At 65.4% G+C, this 20,144-nt stretch carries 17 protein-coding genes and 1 tRNA gene; 4 read left to right on the top strand and 14 right to left on the bottom strand.

The genetic code is table 11. The features are described 5' to 3' along the window. Positions 1 to 321: 321 nt before the first annotated feature. Both PHX69_RS07665 and PHX69_RS07660 read right to left on the bottom strand, forming a co-directional pair. Positions 322 to 1,518 (bottom strand): tyrosine-type recombinase/integrase, encoded by a 1,197-nt coding sequence (locus PHX69_RS07665; RefSeq protein ID WP_288043160.1) that lies wholly within the window; start codon positions 1,516 to 1,518, stop codon positions 322 to 324. 184 nt (positions 1,519 to 1,702) lie between these two features. After that, a tRNA-Leu gene (locus tag PHX69_RS07660) sits at positions 1,703 to 1,787 on the bottom strand. 38 nt (positions 1,788 to 1,825) lie between these two features. On the opposite strand from PHX69_RS07660, the gene cysM reads away from it, so the two are divergent. From cysM to PHX69_RS07645, 3 genes are all read left to right on the top strand, one after another. Beyond that, entirely contained in the window at positions 1,826 to 2,728 is a 903-nt protein-coding gene (gene cysM, locus PHX69_RS07655; protein WP_119014746.1) for a cysteine synthase CysM, read from the top strand. 72 nt (positions 2,729 to 2,800) lie between these two features. Then, positions 2,801 to 3,370, top strand: coding sequence for an NUDIX hydrolase (locus tag PHX69_RS07650; protein WP_288043159.1), 570 nt, complete (start codon positions 2,801 to 2,803; stop codon positions 3,368 to 3,370). Between the two features lie 27 nt (positions 3,371 to 3,397). Continuing rightward, the gene (locus PHX69_RS07645) at positions 3,398 to 3,625 is read left to right on the top strand and encodes a sulfurtransferase TusA family protein (protein ID WP_119014748.1); all 228 of its coding nucleotides are present in this window, start codon (positions 3,398 to 3,400) and stop codon (positions 3,623 to 3,625) included. Between the two features lie 20 nt (positions 3,626 to 3,645). Here the strand turns inward: PHX69_RS07645 and galU are convergent, their stop codons facing one another. The 10 genes from galU to hemC form a co-directional block, all read right to left on the bottom strand. Next, a complete protein-coding gene (gene galU, locus PHX69_RS07640; RefSeq protein WP_288043158.1) occupies positions 3,646 to 4,542 on the bottom strand; it encodes a UTP--glucose-1-phosphate uridylyltransferase GalU in 897 nt (298 codons plus the stop codon). 118 nt (positions 4,543 to 4,660) lie between these two features. Beyond that, on the bottom strand, positions 4,661 to 7,579 hold the full coding sequence (locus tag PHX69_RS07635; RefSeq protein ID WP_288043156.1) for a valine--tRNA ligase: 2,919 nt from the start codon (positions 7,577 to 7,579) through the stop codon (positions 4,661 to 4,663). Between the two features lie 175 nt (positions 7,580 to 7,754). Further along, positions 7,755 to 8,381, bottom strand: a complete 627-nt coding sequence (locus tag PHX69_RS07630) for a VOC family protein (protein WP_119014750.1) — start codon at positions 8,379 to 8,381, stop codon at positions 7,755 to 7,757. 131 nt (positions 8,382 to 8,512) lie between these two features. Further along, a complete protein-coding gene (locus PHX69_RS07625; RefSeq protein WP_119014751.1) occupies positions 8,513 to 9,091 on the bottom strand; it encodes a YceI family protein in 579 nt (192 codons plus the stop codon). A gap of 50 nt (positions 9,092 to 9,141) precedes the next feature. Beyond that, the gene (locus PHX69_RS07620) at positions 9,142 to 9,717 is read right to left on the bottom strand and encodes a YceI family protein (RefSeq protein ID WP_288043153.1); all 576 of its coding nucleotides are present in this window, start codon (positions 9,715 to 9,717) and stop codon (positions 9,142 to 9,144) included. 54 nt (positions 9,718 to 9,771) lie between these two features. Further along, positions 9,772 to 10,356, bottom strand: coding sequence for a cytochrome b (locus PHX69_RS07615; protein WP_288043152.1), 585 nt, complete (start codon positions 10,354 to 10,356; stop codon positions 9,772 to 9,774). Between the two features lie 203 nt (positions 10,357 to 10,559). Continuing rightward, a complete protein-coding gene (locus PHX69_RS07610) occupies positions 10,560 to 11,837 on the bottom strand; it encodes a heme biosynthesis protein HemY (RefSeq protein WP_288043150.1) in 1,278 nt (425 codons plus the stop codon). Between the two features lie 20 nt (positions 11,838 to 11,857). Beyond that, positions 11,858 to 12,994, bottom strand: coding sequence for a uroporphyrinogen-III C-methyltransferase (locus tag PHX69_RS07605; RefSeq protein ID WP_288043149.1), 1,137 nt, complete (start codon positions 12,992 to 12,994; stop codon positions 11,858 to 11,860). After that, complete coding sequence (locus tag PHX69_RS07600) at positions 12,991 to 13,797, bottom strand: uroporphyrinogen-III synthase (protein ID WP_288043148.1); 807 nt, start codon at positions 13,795 to 13,797, stop codon at positions 12,991 to 12,993. Before PHX69_RS07600 ends, PHX69_RS07605 begins: the two co-directional genes overlap by 4 nt. A gap of 8 nt (positions 13,798 to 13,805) precedes the next feature. Then, the gene (hemC, locus tag PHX69_RS07595) at positions 13,806 to 14,762 is read right to left on the bottom strand and encodes a hydroxymethylbilane synthase (RefSeq protein WP_288043147.1); all 957 of its coding nucleotides are present in this window, start codon (positions 14,760 to 14,762) and stop codon (positions 13,806 to 13,808) included. 102 nt (positions 14,763 to 14,864) lie between these two features. Here hemC and ppc point away from each other — a divergent pair, with 102 nt between their 5' ends. Beyond that, entirely contained in the window at positions 14,865 to 17,672 is a 2,808-nt protein-coding gene (ppc, locus tag PHX69_RS07590; protein WP_288043162.1) for a phosphoenolpyruvate carboxylase, read from the top strand. Between the two features lie 102 nt (positions 17,673 to 17,774). Here the strand turns inward: ppc and PHX69_RS07585 are convergent, their stop codons facing one another. Together PHX69_RS07585 and PHX69_RS07580 are read right to left on the bottom strand one after the other, a co-directional pair. Further along, positions 17,775 to 19,568 (bottom strand): TRAP transporter large permease, encoded by a 1,794-nt coding sequence (locus tag PHX69_RS07585; protein WP_288043145.1) that lies wholly within the window; start codon positions 19,566 to 19,568, stop codon positions 17,775 to 17,777. Positions 19,569 to 19,582: 14 nt separating this feature from the next. Then, positions 19,583 to 20,144: TRAP transporter small permease subunit (locus PHX69_RS07580; protein WP_288043144.1), on the bottom strand; the 562-nt coding region annotated here is incomplete at its 5' end.

The following is a 20,144-nucleotide window of genomic DNA, read 5'->3' as shown; positions in this document are numbered from 1 at the left end:
CACGGCGCAGACCATATCCTGCGCTGGTCTGCCTGGCGCAGGCGACATCAACGACGGGCGCAGCTGTTCCACTACCGGCGTCGGGGATGCATTCCTCCTGAAGAAAATCTACGGCTGTAGTACTAGGACAAGACTGGCGGCCTCAGTCAACGATATTTCATGTATCAGTTGCCAGTGCCTCAAACTTTCTTGGTTCATGCGTTCCCTGTCACAACCCCCGAAAAGAAGCCAGCGCCGCCGGGTCAGGGTGCCCCGGTTGTCCCCCGTCGGGTAAGGCGTGGCTACAAACTGTGATGCGGTGCTATGCCCGCTTGAAGTGGATTACGTCTGCCCCTGGCGCAGCGTGTCCAGGTAGTTGGCCCAGCGCTGGAGCATCTCGCGCCGCGCTGGCAGGTGGGCCGTGCGGTTGTAGGCGCGTCCGTTGGCATCTTTGACGCCATGCGCAAGCTGGTGCTCGATCAAGTCCACGCGCTCGTTCAGCACCTCATCCATGATCGTGCGCGCAGTGGCCCTGAACCCGTGGGCGGTCTGCACGTCGCGGCTGTAGCCCAGCCCGCGCAGGGCAGCATTCACGGTGTTTTCACTCATGGGCTTGTTGGCCGTGCGCAGGCTGCTGAACACGTAGCGCCCGCTGCCGGTCAATGGTTGCAGGCTTTGCAGCAGCTCCACGGCCTGCCGGGGAAAGGGTACGACGTGGGCGGCGCGCATCTTCATCTTCTCGGCAGGGATGCTCCAGGTAGCCGTGTCCCAGTCAATCTCTGACCACTCGGCATGGCGCAGCTCGCCCGGGCGCACCAGCAGCATGGTGGACAACTTCAGCGCCACCACGGTGGTGGGTGTGCCCGTGTAGTCGTGGATGGCGCGCAGCAAGGCGCCCAGCGCCAGCGGGTCAGTGATGGCTGGGTGGTGGTTCTTTTGGGGGATGGTCAAGGCGCCCTTGAGGTCGGTGGTCACGTCACGCTCGGCCAGGCCAGCGGCCACAGCGAAGCGGAACACCTGCCCCACGGTCTGCCCTACGCGCCGGGCGGTATCGAGTGCCCCACGGGCTTCGATCTTTTGCAGCACGGCCAGAACATCACGCGGGCCGATGCTGCCCATGGGCCGGTTGCCAAGGCTGGGGAACACGTCACGGGTCAGCCAAGTGCGGGCGCGCTCGCTGGTGCCCTCGGTGCGCTGCGCGGTGGTGGCCTTGAGCCATGCCAGCGCCACTGCCTCGAAGGTGTTGGCGGCTTCGGTGGCGCGCGCTGCTTTTGCTTCGCGCTTTGCGTCACTGGGGTCTATGCCCTGGGCCAATTGCGCCTTGGCGCGCTTGCGGGCTTCGCGGGCCTGGGCCAGCGACACCGCCGGATAGACACCAACGGCCAGCGTCTTTTGCTTGCCGTGCATTCGGTAGGCCATGCGCCAATACTTCCCCGCAGCCGTGACGTGCAGGTACAAGCCCCCGCCGTCGCTGTGCTTATCGCCTGCCGGTTTGCCACTGTGCTTGGCGGTCTTGGTGAAGGTGTCGGTCAGGGCCACGGTGCATCTTTGGGTGGTTTGTTGGTATGTGGTTTGTTGGTATGCGCCTGATACCAACAGAACTACCAACAAAATGTTGGGATGCCATGATGCCCCGTGACACGGCTTGGGGCAAAGAAAAAGCCCCGTTGCCTATGGAGCAAGGGGCTTTTGATGTGGCCTGACATGGCCTGATACCGTCATATGGTGCCCGGGGCCGGAATCGAACCGGCACGCCTTGCGGCGGGGGATTTTGAGTCCCCTGCGTCTACCAATTTCACCACCCGGGCGGTATTTGTGAAGTCACGAATTATGGCACAGTACGCGCATGAAATATCCGACTATTGAAGATGCCATTGGCCGCACGCCTTTGGTGGCCTTGCAGCGTATCGGTGCGCAGGACAACGCGGCGCGCAACAACGTGATTCTGGGCAAGCTCGAAGGCAACAACCCGGCGGGCTCGGTCAAAGACCGGCCTGCGCTGTCGATGATCCAGCGGGCCGAGGAGCGCGGCGATATCCGCCCCGGCGACACGCTGATCGAAGCCACATCGGGCAACACCGGCATTGCGCTGGCCATGGCCGCCGCCATCAAGGGCTACCGCATGGTGCTGGTCATGCCCGAGGATTTGTCCATCGAGCGCGCACAGACCATGAAAGCCTTTGGCGCCGAGCTGCTGCTCACGCCCAAAAGCGGCGGCATGGAATACGCGCGCGACCTGGCCGACAGCATGGTCAAGCAGGGCAAGGGCCGGGTGCTCGATCAGTTCGCCAACCCCGACAACCCGCGCATCCACTATGAAACCACCGGCCCCGAGCTGTGGGAGCAAACCGGCGGGCGCATCACACACTTTGTCTCGGCCATGGGCACCACGGGCACCATCACCGGCGTATCGCGCTTTTTGAAGGAAAAAAACCCCAACGTGGTCGTGGTGGGCGCACAGCCACAAGAGGGCTCGCGCATTCCGGGCATCCGCAAGTGGCCCGAGGCCTATATGCCCGCCATTTACGACCCGCGCGCCGTCGATGAGCTGGTGCTGGTCAGCCAGGACGATGCCGAAGAAATGTGCCGCCGCCTGGCTCGCGAAGAAGGCATTTTTGCGGGCATCTCGGCGGCAGGTGCCTGCTGGGTGGCGCAGCAAATCGCCGCGCGCGAGCACGACGCCACCATCGCCTTTGTGGTCTGCGACCGGGGTGACCGCTACCTCTCTACCGGCGTATTTCCGGCCTGATGCAAATGTGTAGTCCAAAGTGCCTCCAGCCCTTACAGGGCGGGCGCTGGCAGCTATCAAAATAATCATCCCATGCAGTACGAAACACGCTTTTGCACGCACTGCGCTGCGCCGTTGGCGCGCATCGTGCAGACCGAGGATGGCGGCGAGGTCGAGCGCCTGCGCTGCGGCGCCTGCGGCTGGACGCACTGGAACAACCCCACGCCGGTGCTGGCCGCCATCGTCGAGCTGGACGGCAAAGTGCTGCTGGCGCGCAACGCCGCCTGGCCGGGCAAGGCGTTCGGGCTGATCACCGGCTTCATGGAGGCGGGCGAGACGCCGCAAGAGGGCATCACGCGCGAGATTGCCGAAGAAACCAGCCTGCAAGTGAGCGCGTTGCAGCTCATCGGCGTGTACGACTTCCAGCGCATGAACCAGGTCATCATTGCCTACCACGCCGTAGCCCACGGCCAGGTACGGCTCTCGCCCGAGCTGCTGGAGTACCGCCTGATCGAGCCCGCGCGCGTGCAGTGCTGGCCCGCAGGCACCGGCTACGCGCTGGCCGAATGGCTGCGCGCACGCGGCCACGAGCCGCAGTTTGTGGATTTTTTCCGGCGCGAGGCGGTGGACGCGGCCCCGCCCCTGCGCACCGGCACCGAATAAGTTGGCCACACCGGCCCAGGACACACCATGGACATCAGCAAGGAAATCGACACACGCGGGCTCAACTGCCCGCTGCCCATCTTGAAGGCCAAAAAGGCCCTGGCCGATATGGCCAGCGGCCAGTTGCTCAAGGTGCTGGCCACCGACAGCGGCTCACTGCGCGACTTCCAGGCGTTTGCCAAGCAAACCGGCAACGAGCTGGTAGAGCAGCAAACCGTGGGCGAGGAATACATCCACGTGCTGCGCCGGCGCTGAAGCGGGCGGACGGGCGCGCCTTACAGCGCCAATCCCTTCAGGTACTCGCGGAAATGCGCGCCCACTTGCGGGTGCTGCAAGGCCAGCTCCACGGTGGCCTCCAGAAAGCCCTCTTTGCTGCCGCAGTCGTAGCGCTTGCCCGCGTACTGGAAGGCGTACACGGCCTCGTGCGCCATCAGGCGGGCGATGGCATCGGTGAGCTGAATCTCGCCGCCCGCGCCTTTGGGCTGGCTGCGGATTTCTTCAAAAATGGCGGGCGTCAGAATGTAGCGCCCAGCCACGCCCATGCGCGAGGGGGCTTTCTCGGGGGTGGGTTTTTCCACGATGTACTCCACGCGCATCAGCGGGCCGCCTGCGGGCTCACCCGCCACGATGCCGTAGCGGTTGACCTGCTCCAGCGGCACTTCCTGCACCGCCAGCATCGATCGGCCCTGCTTGGCAAACGCGGCGGTCATCTGTGCCATCACGCCGGGGCTGCTGCTGCCATGGCCTCTTTCGCCCACCATCAAATCGTCGGCCAACAGCACGGCAAAGGGCTCGTTGCCCACCAGCGGCTCGGCGCACAGCACGGCGTGGCCCAGGCCCAGGCTGCGCGGCTGGCGCACAAAAGCGCAGTGCATGTCGCAGGGCATGAGCGAGCGCACCAGCGTCAGCAGCGCTTCTTTGCCCGCCGCCTCCAGCTCGGACTCCAGCTCGTAGGCCGTATCGAAATGGTCTTCGATGGCGCGCTTGCTGCGCCCGGTGACGAAGATCATGTGGCGGATGCCTGCGGCGTAGGCTTCTTCGACGGCGTACTGGATCAGCGGCTTGTCCACCACCGGCAGCATCTCTTTGGGCGACGCCTTGGTGGCGGGCAAAAAGCGCGTGCCCAGGCCAGCGACAGGAAAAACGGCTTTGCGAACGGGACTGGCGTGCATGTTGTGCTCCTGAAAAGTGTGCTGCTCACGCACGTCCATCAAGGGTTTGGCATGGTTTTCATGCCGAAACCCTGGATGGATGCGCACTGACAGCTATTATTTTTGATGGTTGGAAATGTCAGCCCAGGCGCGCCAGCTGGCCGCGCAGGCGCTCCAGGGTGGCGCCAAAGTCGGCCACGCGCTTTTTCTCCTGGTCGATGACGGCGGCAGGGGCCTTGGCCACAAAGGCTTCGTTGTTCAGTTTGGCGCTGGCTTTGGTGATTTCGCCGTCGATGCGGGCGATCTCCTTGGCCAGGCGCACGCGCTCGGCGGCCACGTCCACTTCCATGTGCAGGCACAGGCGCGCCTCGCCCACCACGGCCACGGGCGCGGCCTGGGCGGCCTGGCTCCACGCGGCCTCGTCGTCAAACACCTTCACCTCACTGAGCTTGGCCAGCGCTTGCAGCACGGGTGCGGCGCTGCGCAAAAAGGCGCTGTCGCCCACGGTGAACAGCGGCAGGCGCGCGGCGGGCGAGACGCTCATCTCGCCGCGCAGCGTACGGCAGGCGTCCACCAGCGATTTCAGGCGCGCGACGTGGGCCATGGCGGCCTCGTCGATTTTGTCCAGCCGGGCCTCGGGGTAAGCGGCAATGCTCACCGATTCGCCAGCCAGTCCGGCCACGGGCGCCACCTTTTGCCACAGTTCTTCGGTGATAAACGGGATGATGGGGTGGGCCAGGCGCAGGATGGCTTCGAGCGTACGGATCAGCGTGCGGCGCGTGGCGCGGGCTTGCGCTTCGGTGCCGGTCTGGATTTGCACCTTGGCGATTTCCAGGTACCAGTCGCAGAACTCGTTCCAGACGAAGTCGTAAAGGGTGTTGGCCACGTTGTCCAGGCGGTACTCGGCAAAGCCCTTGGCCACGTCAGCAGACACCTTTTGCAGTTGCGAGGTGATCCAGCGGTCGCACTGGCTGAAGTCCAGGTAATCGCCACCGGGCGTGCAGGCGGCGGCGGCGTGCGCGGCCAGGCCGCAATCGTGGCCTTCGCAGTTCATCAGCACGAAGCGGGAGGCGTTCCAGAGCTTGTTGCAGAAGTTGCGGTAGCCATCGCAGCGCTTGCTGTCAAAGTTGATGCTGCGGCCCAAACTGGCCAGCGCCGCGAAGGTAAAGCGCAGCGCATCGGCGCCATAGGCCGGGATGCCATCGGGAAACTCTTTTTGCGTGTCTTTGCGCACTTTGGGCGCCGTCTCGGGGCGGCGCAGGCCCTGGGTGCGCTTGTCCAGCAGGGGTTCGAGCGAGATACCGTCGATCAAGTCCACCGGGTCGAGCACGTTGCCCTCGGACTTGCTCATCTTCTTGCCTTGCGCGTCCAGCACCAGGCCGTGGATGTACACATGCTTGAACGGCACGCGGCCCGTGAAGTGCGTGGTCATCATGATCATCCGGGCCACCCAGAAGAAGATGATGTCGTAGCCCGTGACCAGCACGGTGCTGGGCAGGTAGAGGTCGTAGTCGCTCAGGCCGTCGGTGCCGGGGGCGGCGCTCTGCGCGGCTTCGGGCCAGCCCATGGTGGAAAACGGCACCAGGGCGGAGGAGTACCAGGTATCGAGCACGTCCTCATCGCGGCGCAGCGTTTTGCCGGGCGCCTGGGCCTGGGCCTCGGCCTCGTTCTTGGCGACGTACACGTTGCCCTCGTTGTCGTACCAGGCGGGAATCTGGTGGCCCCACCACAGCTGGCGCGAGATGCACCAGTCCTGGATGTTGTTCATCCACTGGTGGTAGGTGTTGATCCAGTTCTCGGGCACAAACTTCACGGCGCCCGAATCGACCGCATCAATGGCTTTTTGCGCGATGGACTTGCCCGTGGCGTCGCCCTCGCCCACTTTGCGCATGGCGACAAACCATTGGTCGGTGAGCATGGGCTCGATCACCTGGCCAGTGCGGGTGCAAATGGGCACCATGAGCTTGTGCTTTTTCACTTCGACCAGCAGGCCCAGGGCCTCCAAATCGGCCACCACGGCCTTGCGGGCCACGAAGCGGTCCATGCCCCGGTATTTTTCCGGGGCGTTGTCGTTGACGGTGGCTTGCAGCGTCAGCACGCACACCATGGGCAGCTGGTGGCGCTGGCCCACGGCGTAGTCGTTCTGGTCGTGCGCGGGCGTGACCTTGACCACGCCGGTGCCAAATTCTTTGTCTACGTAGTCGTCGGCAATCACCGGGATTTGGCGGTCGCACAGCGGCAAGTTCACCATCTGGCCGATCAGGTGCGCGTAGCGCTCGTCCTCGGGGTGAACCATCACGGCCACGTCGCCCAGCATGGTCTCGGGGCGGGTGGTGGCCACCACCAGCTGGCCCTCACCACTGCTCAGCGGGTAGGCGATGTGCCACAGCGAGCCGTCTTTTTCTTCGCTCTCCACTTCCAGGTCGGATACGGCCGATTGCAGCTTGGGGTCCCAGTTGACCAGGCGCTTGCCCCGGTAGATCAGGCCCTGCTCATACAGCTTGACGAAGGTGTCGGTCACGACCTTGGAGAGCTTGTCGTCCATGGTGAAGTATTCGCGGCTCCAGTCCACGCTGTCGCCCATGCGGCGCATTTGCGTGGTGATGGTGTTGCCCGATTGCTCTTTCCACTCCCAGACCTTGGAGACGAAGTTCTTGCGCGCCTCGGGGGGGGTGGGGCCCATGTCGTGGCGGCTGATGCCCTGCTCTTGCAACTGGCGCTCCACCACGATTTGCGTGGCAATGCCAGCGTGGTCGGTGCCCGGCACCCAGACGGTGTTGAAGCCGCGCATACGGTGGTAGCGCGTGAGGCTGTCCATGATGGTCTGGTTGAACGCATGGCCCATGTGCAGCGTGCCGGTCACGTTGGGCGGCGGCAGCTGGATGGCAAAGTCGTGGCCTTGTGCGTGTGCCTGGGCGCTGGCGGTGCCGGTGCCCCGCTCGCCTGCCCGGCCATAGCCGCGCTGCTCCCATTCGGGGCCCCAGTGGGCTTCGAGCGCGGCGGGCTCAAACGATTTGGACAGACTGGCAAGGCCGGGTTGGGAGAGGGTGTCGCTCATGGGATTTGGCAAATGAAAACGGCATCCTGCAAGGGATGCCGTCTGGTTGGCGGGTGACGGTATCAGGCGATTTTACCGGCCTGTCCGCGCGGCCCTCTGGGGCGCCAAGATTTGAAGCCAAATTGGCCTCCAGCGCTTGCACGGTAAGCGCAAGCAGCTATCAAATAAATAGCAATCAGGCGGCGCCTGGCACAAACTCGGGGCGGTCGTTGGTCTCGGGCTTGAGCAGCGTGTCCACCTTGCCTTCGGCGCGCTCTTTGCGCCATTGCTCTTTGCGCGCCGTCCAGGCGTTCAGGCGCTCGTGGGCCACGGTGCTGTCTTTGGCCATTTGCTCGGCATCGGCCACTTGCGCGGCCAGCTCCAGGCGGATGCCGTTGGGGTCGAAGAAGTAAATGCTCTTGAAGATGTGGTGGTCGGTCACGCCCAGCACTTCCACGCCGTGCGCTTCCAGGCGCGCCTTGGTGTTTTCCAGCTCTTGCACGGTGTTGACGCGGAAGGCCACGTGGTTGATCCACAGCGGCGTGTTCGGCGATGGCTCGGCCTTGACGTCGTCACCGATGTCAAAAAACGCGATGAACGAGCCGTCTTGCAGGCGGAAGAAGAAGTGCGTGTAGGGGCAGTATTCGCCCGTAGAGGGCACGTAGTCGCTCTGGATGATGTGGTAGAGCGGCAGGCCCAGAATGTCTTCGTAGAAGTGGCGGGTTTCTTCGGCATCACGCGCCTTGTAGGCGAAGTGGTGCAACTGCTGGACGGGGGCTGCGGGCGGCAGGCTGGCCAGATCGGGCTTGGCGGCAGTGGTCATCAAAGTCTCCTGGTGGGGTGTTGGTTTCACTAAACGTAATCAGTTTACCTTAAAGAAATTTTTGCTGCCAGCGGGCATAAAAAAAGCCAGCCCGGTGGGGCTGGCTGGCGCGGGAAAGCGCGCAAAGGCGCTTATTGCTTGACGGCCTCGATCTGCACCACCAGGCGCACGTTCTTCGGGAAGCCCCAATCGACGCCGTAGTTCAGGCCGAAAGCGGTGCGGTCAATGGTGGCTTCAAAGTCGCCACCGCACACTTCACGCTTGAGCATGGGGCTGTCGTAGCAGGCAAACTGGTTGGCCTTGAGCGTGACGGGCTGGGTCTTGCCCAACAGCGTCAGCTGGCCTTCCACGGACTTGACCTTGTCGCCCTCGAAGTGGAACTTGTCCGAGACAAACTTGGCCGTGGGATGCTTGGCCACGTCAAAAATGTCGGCGCTTTGCAGGTGCTTGTCGAAAGCAGCGGTGCCCGTGTTGACCGAGGCCACGTCAAAGGTGATGTCCACCTTGCCGCTCTTGCCCGCTTTGTCGAACTGCACAGTGCCTTCCTTCTTGTCAAAACGGCCCCGGTTCACGGAGGCGCCAAAGTGGCTGATCTCGAAGGTGGCGAAGGTGTGCGTGGGGTCGATGGCATAAGCGGCGGGGGCAGCTTGCACAGCGCTGGTAGCCAGGGTGGCGGCAATGGCGGCGAGGGCGAAAAGGGATTGGCGCATCAAAAAAACTCCTGAAACAAAGGGAATGGAAACCACAGAAATCGGAAAAATCACAGCTTGCCCACGCCGGTCAGCGCGAGCTTGAATTGCACTTGCACATCGTCGGCCACCATGGAGGTGTCGGCCCACTCGTTCTCGCCAATCTTGTAGGCCAGGCGCTTGAGGGCCAGCGTGCCGGTGGCGGTGGTGGTGGCGCCGCTCTGGGTCAGCGTCACGGGCACGGTCACATCGCGGCTCTGGCCTTTGATGGTGAGCTTGCCCGCCACGTCAAACTTGCCGCCGCCCAGCGCCTTGATGCTGCTGGACTGGAAGGTGGCCTGCGGAAACTGGGGCACGTTGAACCAGGTGGGCTTGGGCAGCTCGGCATCGGTTTCACGCGAGCCCAGGGTGGCGCTGCCGGTGTCCACCGTAAAGGCGATGCGGCTGGTGGCCAGCTTGGCTGGGTCAAAGGCGATTTGTGCGCCAAATTTTTTGAAGTGGCCTTCCAGCGGCACGCCCATTTGCTTGGCGGTGAACTGGATGCTGCTTTGGGCAGGCTGCAATGCTTGCTGGGCGTGGGCGGGCACAGCCACCAGCAGCGCCAGGCTGCTGAGCACAACGGCGGGAGCAAAAGAGGAAATGGTCATGGGCAAGGTCAACGCAGGTAAAGAGGGGGTCTGAGTACGGTGGCGGCAGTTGGTTCAGTGCGCGGTGCGCTTGCCCGCAGGCCACATGCGTGCCAGCAGGCCGTCGCGGCCGATGGCGTGGTGCTTGAGGGCCGCTGCAATGTGCAGCGCCGCCAGGTTGGCCAGGGCGTGGGCGCTGTAGGCGTGCCAAGGCTTGATGGCTTCGGCCAGCGCCTTGTCTGCTGCCACGAAGTCGGGCAGCGGCAGCACACCCAGAAAGACGATAGGAAAACCCGCCGCCGAGCTGTAGGCCCAGCCCGTCAGCGGCACGGCAAAGAACAGCACGTACAGCAGGTGGTGGGTGCCATGGTGGAGCGCTTTTTGCCAGCCGGGCATGCGCACGGCCACAGCATGGGGCAAGGCGGGCGGGCGGTGCATCAGGCGCCACAGCAGCCGTGCCAGCGACAGCGCCAGAATCGCCACGCCAGCCCATTTGTGCCAGTTGTAGAGCTTGAGCCGCTGGGGCGAAAACGGCAGGCCGGTCATGTACAGGCCCACACCCAAAAGCGCCATCAGCGACAGCCCCAGCAGCCAGTGCAGGACGATGGCGGTGGTGCTGTAGCGCGCCGTGGTGGATGGCGGGGTGGAAGTGGATGGCATGGTGTGTGTGGTTCCAATGGCCAGCGCTCGGGACGCGGCAAATATTCGTGGTTAGAGGCAGTGTAGAAAGCAGACGCTTCTTCCAGTTCCAATGGAATTGACGTTTTGCTTCAAAGAAATTGAATGCACTGCGGGCCGAAAAGTTCAAATTCCGTGCATGGCAGGTGTGCGCCCCTGCTGCCTGGGGGGCGCTGGCGCAGGCGTCAGTCTGCGAGGGCGGCGCTTTTCCAGGCCTGTGCGGCGGCGTGGCCATCGCCGCGCTGCTCAGCCAGTTCGGCCAGGCGTTGCCAGGCGCTGCGGCGCAGGCTGGCATCTTGCAATTGCTGGGTGGACTGGGTCAGCAACTGCTGGGCTTTGCCCCACAGCTGGCGTTGCAGGCAGGCCATGCCCGCCAGGTACTGCAAACGGGCATCGCGCGGGTTGGCCTGGGCGGCGGTTTCTATGCGCGCCAACCAGGGGGCATCGAGCGCGTCCAGCCCGGCCTCCAGGGCGCGCACCAGCTTGAGGGCATGGGGCCCGGCCAGCGCGCCGGGGTTGTCCACCATTTGCTGCCATGCGGGCAGCAGCCAGTGGCGCACCAGCGCGCGCTCGCCGCCCAGGCTGGCCAGGCGCTGCGCAGCGTGGACGGCCAGCTCGGGCATGGCGCGCTCGCTGTTTTCCAGCGATTGCCAGACTTGCTGCAACTGCGCGGGGTCGTGCGCCCCGTCGATCAGCTCCATGGCCAGCCCGCGCACGATGCTTTGCGCGGCCGCCGCCGAAAACGCCCGGTGCTTGCCCAGCAGGCGGGCGGTGTCCAGGGCGTCTTGCGTCTGGTGGGCGTGGCGGCTGGCCTTGAGTTTGATGCGCAGCGCCAGCGTACGCCGCGCGGCGCCCTGGGGCAGGCTGGCCAGCCATTGCAACGCGGTGCGGGCATCGCGGTCTTCCAGCGCCCAGCGCGCGGCACGCATTTGTATGCCTTCGCGCAGTTCCTGTTCGTGGGCGGTGCCGTGTTGGGGGGCGTGCTCCAGGGCGCGCTCCAGGTGGTGTTCGCGCTGGGTGCGGTCTTGCAGGGCCTGCGAGTCTTCGGCGGCCACCAAGTGGGCCAGGGCACGCAGCTGGCGGCCATGCGGCACGGCCTCGCCCGCCTGGGCCAGTGCGCCTTCCTGGGCCAGCGCGGCCAGGGCGGCTTTGCGCGAGCGCAGAAAGCGCCCGGCCATGAACTGGGCCACCGCGTCCATCAAGGCAGCGTGCATGGCGCGCTCTTTTTGTTGCAGGCGCCAGCGGCGCGCTTCGTGTGGCAGCGCCAGCAGTGCGGCCAGGGCGCGCAGTGCGGCATAGAGCGTGACAAAGCCCAGTGCCAGCAGCAGCAGCACCATGTTGAGCGACAAATCCAGCCGGTAGGGCGGCCAGAACAGGGTGACGGTGCCCTGGTTGTTGCCCGCAAACAGGGCCGAAGCCACCGCGATACCAAACAGGGCCAGGAGCCAGAGGGCTGCACGCATGGGCGATCTCTTTGCGCGCGTTAGCGCCCGGCCGCTGCCGTGGCCAGGGCAGAGAGGGTTTCGTCCAGGCGCGGCAGTTCAGCGGTTTTCAGGTGCGCCTGGGCTTGTTGCAGCACCGTGGCCGCGCTTTGGGTGCGCCGCGATGCCGGGTCGAAGTATTTGTTGATGGCCGCACTGGCCGCAGCCAGATCAGCGCGGGCCGAATCAAACTGGCGCGCCAGCACGCCCAGGCGCGCATTGAGCAGCTTGAGCTTGAGGTTCTCGCGCAGAAAAAATGCCTGGTCGGGCGCCAGCAAAATGGCTTCGGGCTGGTCGATGCGGCTCACGCGCACCAGACCGCGCACTTCGTCGCGCACCACCTCCCAGCTGCGTTGCAGGGCGGTTTGCCACCAGGCCTGCGCTGCCCCGGACGCAGCCTGTGCGGCATCGTGGGTGGCGTGGCGCGCTTGCAGGCGGCGCGTGGCGGCGGCCTGGGCCACGGCGTTTTGTACGGGCAGGTCGTCCACCTGGCGCACCAGATCGTCCAGGCGGGCCAGCAGCCCGGCGGTGTCGGTCACGCTGGCGCTGGTGATGCGCTGCAGGTCACGCTCCAGGGCGCGCTGCAGCGGCGCCAGGCGGGGCTGGGCGGCACGCTCTATGCGTTGCTGGGCGCTTTTGAGGGTGGCCACCAGCGGTTCCAGGCTGCCGGTGAGCTGGGCTTGCTGCTGCGCCAGGCGCAGGGCCGATTCGATATCGACGACCAGATTTTCATCGCGCGAGCGCGACAGGCTTTGCATCAGTGCTTCAAGCTGGCTGCGCTGCAAGGCGACTTCGTTCAGGCGCGTTTCGGCCACGGTCACGCGCGTGGCGGTGTCGCGTGCTTGCTCTTGGGCTTGCAAGGCGATGGTGCGCGCCTCAATGGCCTGCGTGCCCGCATCAGCGCTTTGCCGCGCCAGTTGCTCCTGGATGGTGCTGAGTTTTTGCCACAGCAGGGCGCTGCTGGCCAGACCTGCCACGGCCACGGTGGCCAGGGCGGCCATGGTGTAGAGGGCGGCCTTGCTGGCCGGTGCAGTGCCGGGGGCGTCCGAGGGTGCGGGCGCTGCTGCCGACGCTGCCGCAGCAAACGCCGCCTCAGGGGGGGCGGCGGCGGGCAAGTCGGGGGAAGGCGCGGAGCTCATGGCGCCGATTCTATCGAGGCGGCAACGTCCTCCAGGGTGGGGCGGCATTCCTGCACGCTGCCAAATCCGGCGCTGCGCGCGGCCTGCGCGATGCGCGGGTGCGTGGCCAGGGCGCGCGCAGCCTGCCAGCTTTGCGCAGGCAAGGCGGTGCGCAAATGCGCAATGGCCTGCGAGCTGCTCAGCAGCCACAGCGTGCCGTCGCTGGCCGCTTGCTGTGCCAGGGCGTGCTGTGCGGGCGTCCATTGCGGTGCCGCGCGTGTGTAGGCAGCCACCCAGTCCACTGCGGCGCCTGCTGTGCGCAGTTGCTGCGCCAGCCAATCGCGGCCACTGCCTGCGGGGGCATCGCCCGCCTGGGCGCCGCGCACGATGAGCACGCGCGCGCCGGGCGTGATCTGGCCCTGCACCTGCGCCCACAGGGCTTCGGAGTCAAACTGCACGGCATCGGCGGCGGGTTGGTCAATGCAGGCGGCATCCAGGCCCAGTGCTTGCAGCGTGCGGGCGGTGCCGGGGCCGGGCGCCCACACTCTTGTTTTGATAGCTGCTTGCGCGCACCCAGAAAGGGCCAGAGCCGTTTTTTGATCAAAAAAGTGCTGCGCCGCATTGCCGCTGACCACCATGACGGCGTCATAGCGGGCGATGTGCTGGCGCGCGGTGTGCAGGGCTTGCTGCGCGGCGGCATCGGTGGGGGCGGCAATGGCGATCAGCGGCAGGGCCTGGGCCCGCAGGCCGCGCGCTTGCAGCGCGGCCACCCAGGGCGCGGCCTCGCTCTCGGGGCGGGTGACGAGGGTGCGCGGCACCGGCATGGGCCGCGTCAGCCCGCGCTGGTGCTGTCGGCGGCGCCCGCCACGCCGATGGCACCGCCTGCGCGCAGTTGCGTCGCCACGGCCTGGCCCAGGGCGTTGGCCTGCTCCAGCGTCAGCACGGTGCCTGCGGCGTGGGCGCGCACCAAGGGGATACGGCCTTCGGGGTCGCCCCAGGCGGCGTCCAGGTGCAGTTGATCGCCCTCCAGACGCGCATGGGCGGCCAGCGGCACGGAGCAACTGCCGCCCATGCTGCGGCTGACGGCACGCTCGGCAGTGACGGTAAGCCAGGTGGGCCAGTGCGCCAGCGGCGCCAGTGCCTCAATCAGGTCGTAGCGGGCCGTGCGCACCTCAATGCCCAAAGCGCCCTGGCCCGCAGCGGGCAGCATCTCGGTGGGATCAAAAATGGTGCGGATGCGCGCATCCAGCCCCAGGCGTTTGAGCCCTGCCGCCGCCAGCACGATGGCGTCGTACTGGCCCTCATCGAGCTTGCGCAGGCGCGTGTCCAGGTTGCCGCGCAGGGGCTCAATGCGCAGATCGGGGCGCAGCGCCTGCAACAGCACCTGGCGGCGCAGGCTGGAGGTGCCCACCACCGCGCCGTGGGGCAACTCGGCCAGCGAGGCAAAGGTGGGCGAGACAAAGGCATCGCGCGGGTCTTCGCGCTCCATCACGCAGGCCAGGGCAAAGCCTTCGGGCAGCTCCATGGGCACATCTTTGAGCGAATGCACGGCCAGCTGGGCGCGGCCATCTTGCAGCGCGGTTTCCAGTTCTTTGACGAACAGGCCCTTGCCACCCACTTTGCTCAGGCTGCGATCCAGAATCTGGTCACCCAGCGTGGTCATGCCCAGCAGCGACACGGTGTGGCCGCGCGCGCGCAGCAGGGCTTGCACATGCTCGGCCTGCCACAGGGCCAGGCGGCTTTCGCGCGTGGCGATCACGAGGGGGGAGGGGTGCGGGTTCACGGGCATCGTCTCGAGTAGCAAAGGAAGCGGGGAATGCTAGCATCTTGCGCCGTCGCAGCCACCCTCCCCTCCCCCGCTGCTGCGACCCCCAGGAGACTCTGCGTGAGCGTGAAAAAAATCGACAAAGACCTGCCCTTGATCCAAGACATCCGCCTGCTGGGGCGCATTCTGGGCGACGTCATCCGCGAGCAAGAGGGCGTGGCCGCGTTCGACCTGATCGAGCAGGTGCGCCAGCTGTCTGTGGCCTTCCGGCGCGATGCCGACCACGAGGCCGAGCGCGCCCTGAAAAAACTCCTCAAAGGGCTGACGGCCGACCAGACGGTCAGCGTGATCCGCGCCTTCACCTATTTTTCGCACCTGGCCAACCTGGCCGAAGACCGCCACCACATCCGACGCCGCACCATCCGCGAGCGCGCGGGAGACACCCAGGAAGGCAGCATCGAAGTGGCCCTGGCCCGCCTGCGCTGGGCGGGAATAGCTCCTAAAACAATAGCAGACACACTGGCCAGCAGCTACGTGGCACCCGTGCTCACGGCCCACCCCACCGAGGTGCAGCGCAAAAGCATTCTGGATGCCGAGCGCGACATCGCCCAGCTGCTGACCGTGCGCGACGATGTGACCGAACGCGCCCAGCTCTACAACAGCGCCAAAGACGCCCTGACGCCCCGCGCCCTGGCCGCCAACGAAGCCCAGCTGCGCGCCCGCGTGGCCCAGCTGTGGCAAACGCGCCTGCTGCGCTACAGCAAGCTGACCGTGGCCGACGAGATCGAAAACGCCCTGAGCTACTACGAGGCGACCTTTTTGCGTGAGATTCCGCGCATTTACGCCGATCTGGAGCGCGATCTGGGTGTGCAGCAGGTACACAGCTTTTTGCGCATGGGCCAGTGGATTGGCGGCGACCGCGATGGCAACCCCAACGTGGGCGCCGACACGCTGGTGCAGGCACTGCGCCGCCAAAGCGAAGTGGCGCTGCGCCACTACCTGACCGAAGTGCATTTGCTGGGCGGTGATTTGTCGCTGTCGGCGCGCCTGGTAGGCGTATCGCCCGAGATGCAGGCCCTGGCCGCCAGCTCGCCCGACACCAACGAGCACCGACTGGACGAGCCCTACCGCCGCGCCCTCACCGGCATTTACGCGCGCCTGGCGGCCACGCTGCAAGCGCTCAGCGGCGGCGAGGCTGCGCGCCACGCCGTGGCGCCGCAAAACGCCTACGCCAACGCCGAAGAATTTTTGGCGCAGCTGCGCACCATCGACGCCTCGTTGCAGGCCCACCACGGCGCCGCGCTCGCCACCGAGCGCCTGCACCCGCTGATCCGTGCGGTGGAGGTGTTCGGCTTTCACCTGGCCACCGTGGATTTGCGCCAAAGTTCCGACCAGCACGAGCGCGTGGTGGCAGAACTGCTGGCCGTGGCCCGCATCACCCCCGACTACGCCACGCTGGACGAGGCCGAGAAATGCGCCGTGCTCATGCGCCTGCTGCAAGACGCACGTCCCTTGCGCGTGATGGGCGCCGCCTATGGCGAGCACACCCAGAGTGAGCTGGCCATTTTTGAAGCCGCTTTGCAGATGCGCCAGCGCTACGGCGCCCAGGCCATTCGCCACTACATCATCAGCCACACCGAAACCGTGAGCGACTTGCTCGAAGTGCTGCTGCTGCAAAAAGAGGTGGGCCTGGTGCGCGGCACTTTGGAGGACGTAGCCCCCCCGGCCCACGCCGACCTGATCGTGGTGCCGCTGTTCGAAACCATCGAAGACCTGCGCAACGCCGCGCCCATCATGCGCGCCTTCTATGCCCTGCCCGGCGTGGCCGCGCTGGTGCGCCGCAGCGGCGGCGAACAAGACATCATGCTGGGCTACTCCGACAGCAACAAGGACGGCGGCATCTTCACCAGCAACTGGGAGCTGTACCGCGCCGAAATCGCACTGGTGGCGCTGTTTGATGAACTCTCGCAGGGCGTCGGGGCCACGCCGATCCGGCTGCGCATGTTCCATGGCCGGGGCGGCACGGTGGGGCGCGGGGGCGGCCCCAGCTACCAGGCCATCTTGGCGCAGCCACCGGGCACGGTGCGCGGACAAATCCGCCTGACCGAGCAGGGCGAGGTGATTGCCTCCAAATACGCCAACCCCGAAATTGGCCGGCGCAACCTGGAAACGCTGGTCGCCGCCACGCTGGAGGCGACGCTGTTGCAGCCCACCAAGCCGGCCACGCCCGCATTTTTGTCGGCGGCAGCGCAGCTGTCGCAGGACAGCATGGCGGCCTACCGTGCGCTGGTCTATGAAACCCCCGGTTTCACCGACTATTTCTTCAACTCCACGCCGATCCGCGAGGTGGCCGAGCTGAACATCGGCTCGCGCCCGGCCTCGCGCAAGCCCAGCCAGAAGATTGAGGATTTGCGCGCCATCCCCTGGGGCTTCAGCTGGGGCCAGTGCCGCCTGACGCTGCCGGGCTGGTACGGCTTTGGTGCTGCCGTCGAGGCGTTCTTGCACGCCCCCGGCAAAGACCCCAAGGCGCAATTGGCGCTGCTGCGCAAGATGTACCGCCAGTGGCCGTTTTTCAACACCTTGCTGTCCAACATGGACATGGTGCTGGCCAAGAGCGATCTGGCGCTGGCCTCGCGCTACAGCGAGCTGGTGCAGGACGCCGCGCTGCGCAAAAAAGTGTTTGGCGCCATCGAAGCCGAGTGGCACCGCACCACCGACGCCCTGGTGCGCATCACCGGCGACAAGCAGCGCCTGGCGCACAACACGGCGCTGGCACGCTCCATCAAACACCGCTTTCCGTACATCGACCCCCTGCACCATTTGCAGGTGGAGCTGGTGCGCCGCTGGCGCGCAGGCCAGGGCGACGAGCGGGTGCAGACGGGTATCCACATCTCCATCAACGGCATTGCCGCCGGGTTGCGCAACACGGGCTGAGGCCCGCACGGCCCAGCGCGGGGCGTAAAAAAAGGCCCTGCATCGCAGGGCCTTTTTTGTGCAGTGCCGCCGAAGACAGGTGGTCTGGCGGCTACAGCAGCGTTACTTCTTCTCGGCGTTGATGGCGTCCTGGGCGGCCTTGAGCGGGTCGTCCTCGGCGCTGGCGCCGTCGGCCTCGGGCGCGGGGCTGGCCGGGTCTGCCCCGTCCTGGGGCTCGGGCGCCAACTCGTCTTGCGGTGGCTCGGAGGGCTGCATTTCGGCCTCCATTTGCAGGCGAATCTGGTCCATGTCGTACACCGCCGCCTTGTCCATGTTGCTCGACACAATGCCGGGGAAGGCAATGATCAGGCCGACCATGACAATCTGGATCAGCACAAAGGGCACGGCGCCCCAGTAAATTTGCATGGTGGTGACGGGCTGCACCAGCTTCTTGGTCACTTTGTCGGTGTAGGCCTGGGTGGGCGCCACGCTGCGCAGGAAGAACAGCGCAAAACCAAATGGCGGGTGCATGAACGAGGTTTGCATGTTCACGGCCAGCAGCACGCCAAACCAGATCAGGTCAATGCCCAGCTTGTCCGCCACCGGCGCCAGCAACGGCACCACGATGAACGACAGCTCAAAGAAGTCCAGGAAGAACGCCAGGAAGAAGATCATGATGTTCACCACGATCAAAAAGCCCGTTTGACCGCCAGGCAGGTTGCCCAGCAGGTGCTCGACCCAGCGCGGGCCGTCCAGCCCCTGGAACACCAGACCAAAAATGGTGGAACCGATCAGGATGAACACCACAAAGCACGACAGCTTGGTGGTGGTGTTCAGGGCCTGTTTGAGCAGCGAGCCACTCAGGCGCCCGCGCAGCTTGGCCATGACGAAAGCCCCCAGCGCGCCCATGGCGCCGCCTTCGGTGGGCGTGGCCACGCCCATGAAAATGGTGCCCAGCACCAGGAAAATCAGCAGCAGGGGCGGAATCAGCACGAACGTGACGCGCTCGGCCATGCGCGAGAGCAGGCCCAGGCGCAACACCTTGTTGATCACCGCCACCACAAACGCCAGCGTCACGCCTGCGCACATGGACACCACCACGGTTTCGTCCAGCGCCACCTGCTCTACGGCCTCGCCCTGCCACCAGGAATGCACGGCCACCATATGCTTGGACAGGTACAAAGCCACTGCGGTACACAGCGCGGTCAGTACCAGCAACGAGGGCAGGCCCGCCTTGCCGTTGTCTTCGCGGATGGTGCGTGCCTCGGGGGGTAGCGCAGGCACCCAGGTGGGCTTGAAAATGGCCAGGGCCATCACAAAGGCAGCGTACAGCCCGGTCAGCATGAAACCGGGCAGGAAGGCGCCTTTGTACATATCGCCCACACTGCGGCCCAGCTGGTCGGCCAGGATGATGAGCACCAGCGAGGGCGGAATGATCTGCGCCAGCGTGCCCGAAGCGGCAATCACGCCCGTGGCAATGCGCCGGTCGTAGCCATAGCGCAGCATGATGGGCAGCGAGATCAGGCCCATCGAGATGACGGAGGCCGCCACCACGCCGGTGGTCGCCGCCAGCAAAGCGCCGACAAAAATCACGGCAAACGCCAGACCGCCCCGGATGGGGCCGAACAGCTGGCCGATGGTGTCGAGCAGGTCTTCGGCCATGCCGCTGCGCTCCAGGATCAGGCCCATGAGCGTGAAGAACGGGATGGCCAGCAGCGTTTCGTTCTGCATGATGCCGAATACGCGCAGCGGCAGGGCCTGCATCAGCGCCTCGGGCAGCAGGCCCAGCTCAATGCCGATGAAGCCAAAGAACAGCCCGCAGGCGCCCAGGCTGAACGCTACCGGAAAGCCCAGCAGCAAAAAGACGATGAGGCCGCCGAACATGATCGGCGCGATGTTGTGGGTGAGAAATTCCATGGTGGGCTCGGTGCTCAGTGGGCGTTGCTTTTGGCAGCCTCGGCCAGGCGGCGGATGGATTCGGCCAGTTCTTCTTCGGCCGTTTTCTCGGTTTTCTTGGCAGTGGGGTCGTCAATCAGGCCCTGCAAAAAGGCCAGGCGCTTGATCAGCTCTGACCAGCCTTGCAGCAGCAAGAGCGTAAAGCCCAGCGGAATCATGGCGTACACCGGCCAGCGGATCAGCCCCCCCGCGTTGCTGGACATTTCGTTCGATTGGTAGCCCTGCATGAAAAAGGGCACGCCGTACCACAGCACGGCCAGGCACACGGGCGTGAGAAAGAGCCCAAAGCCCAGGATGTCGATCCAGATTTGCGCGCGCTTGGACAAGCGGCTCGAGACCACGTCCACCTTGACGTGTTCGCCTTGCAGCAGGGTGTAGCCCGCCGCCAGCAAAAAGGCCGCTGCGAACAGATACCACTGCACTTCCAGAAACGCGTTGGAGCTGTAGTTGAAGACCTTGCGCACCACCGCATTGATGCCGCTGATGACGGTGGAGGCCAGGATGAGCCAGAGGACATATTTGCCCACCTGGCTGTTG

This window comes from Simplicispira sp. (genome assembly GCF_028687295.1).
GTDB classification, from domain to species: domain Bacteria; phylum Pseudomonadota; class Gammaproteobacteria; order Burkholderiales; family Burkholderiaceae_C; genus Simplicispira; species Simplicispira metamorpha.
This window is presented reverse-complemented; position numbering and strand designations above follow the sequence as displayed.

Coding starts and splice junctions, on each gene's coding strand:
- cysM (WP_119014746.1), top strand. CDS start 1,826: ATGAAATATCCGACTATTGAAGATGCCATTGGCCGCACGCCTTTGGTG.
- PHX69_RS07650 (WP_288043159.1), top strand. CDS start 2,801: ATGCAGTACGAAACACGCTTTTGCACGCACTGCGCTGCGCCGTTGGCG.
- PHX69_RS07645 (WP_119014748.1), top strand. CDS start 3,398: ATGGACATCAGCAAGGAAATCGACACACGCGGGCTCAACTGCCCGCTG.
- galU (WP_288043158.1), bottom strand. CDS start 4,542: ATGCACGCCAGTCCCGTTCGCAAAGCCGTTTTTCCTGTCGCTGGCCTG.
- PHX69_RS07635 (WP_288043156.1), bottom strand. CDS start 7,579: ATGAGCGACACCCTCTCCCAACCCGGCCTTGCCAGTCTGTCCAAATCG.
- PHX69_RS07630 (WP_119014750.1), bottom strand. CDS start 8,381: ATGACCACTGCCGCCAAGCCCGATCTGGCCAGCCTGCCGCCCGCAGCC.
- PHX69_RS07625 (WP_119014751.1), bottom strand. CDS start 9,091: ATGCGCCAATCCCTTTTCGCCCTCGCCGCCATTGCCGCCACCCTGGCT.
- PHX69_RS07620 (WP_288043153.1), bottom strand. CDS start 9,717: ATGACCATTTCCTCTTTTGCTCCCGCCGTTGTGCTCAGCAGCCTGGCG.
- PHX69_RS07615 (WP_288043152.1), bottom strand. CDS start 10,356: ATGCCATCCACTTCCACCCCGCCATCCACCACGGCGCGCTACAGCACC.
- PHX69_RS07610 (WP_288043150.1), bottom strand. CDS start 11,837: ATGCGTGCAGCCCTCTGGCTCCTGGCCCTGTTTGGTATCGCGGTGGCT.
- PHX69_RS07605 (WP_288043149.1), bottom strand. CDS start 12,994: ATGAGCTCCGCGCCTTCCCCCGACTTGCCCGCCGCCGCCCCCCCTGAG.
- PHX69_RS07600 (WP_288043148.1), bottom strand. CDS start 13,797: ATGCCGGTGCCGCGCACCCTCGTCACCCGCCCCGAGAGCGAGGCCGCG.
- hemC (WP_288043147.1), bottom strand. CDS start 14,762: ATGCCCGTGAACCCGCACCCCTCCCCCCTCGTGATCGCCACGCGCGAA.
- PHX69_RS07585 (WP_288043145.1), bottom strand. CDS start 19,568: ATGGAATTTCTCACCCACAACATCGCGCCGATCATGTTCGGCGGCCTC.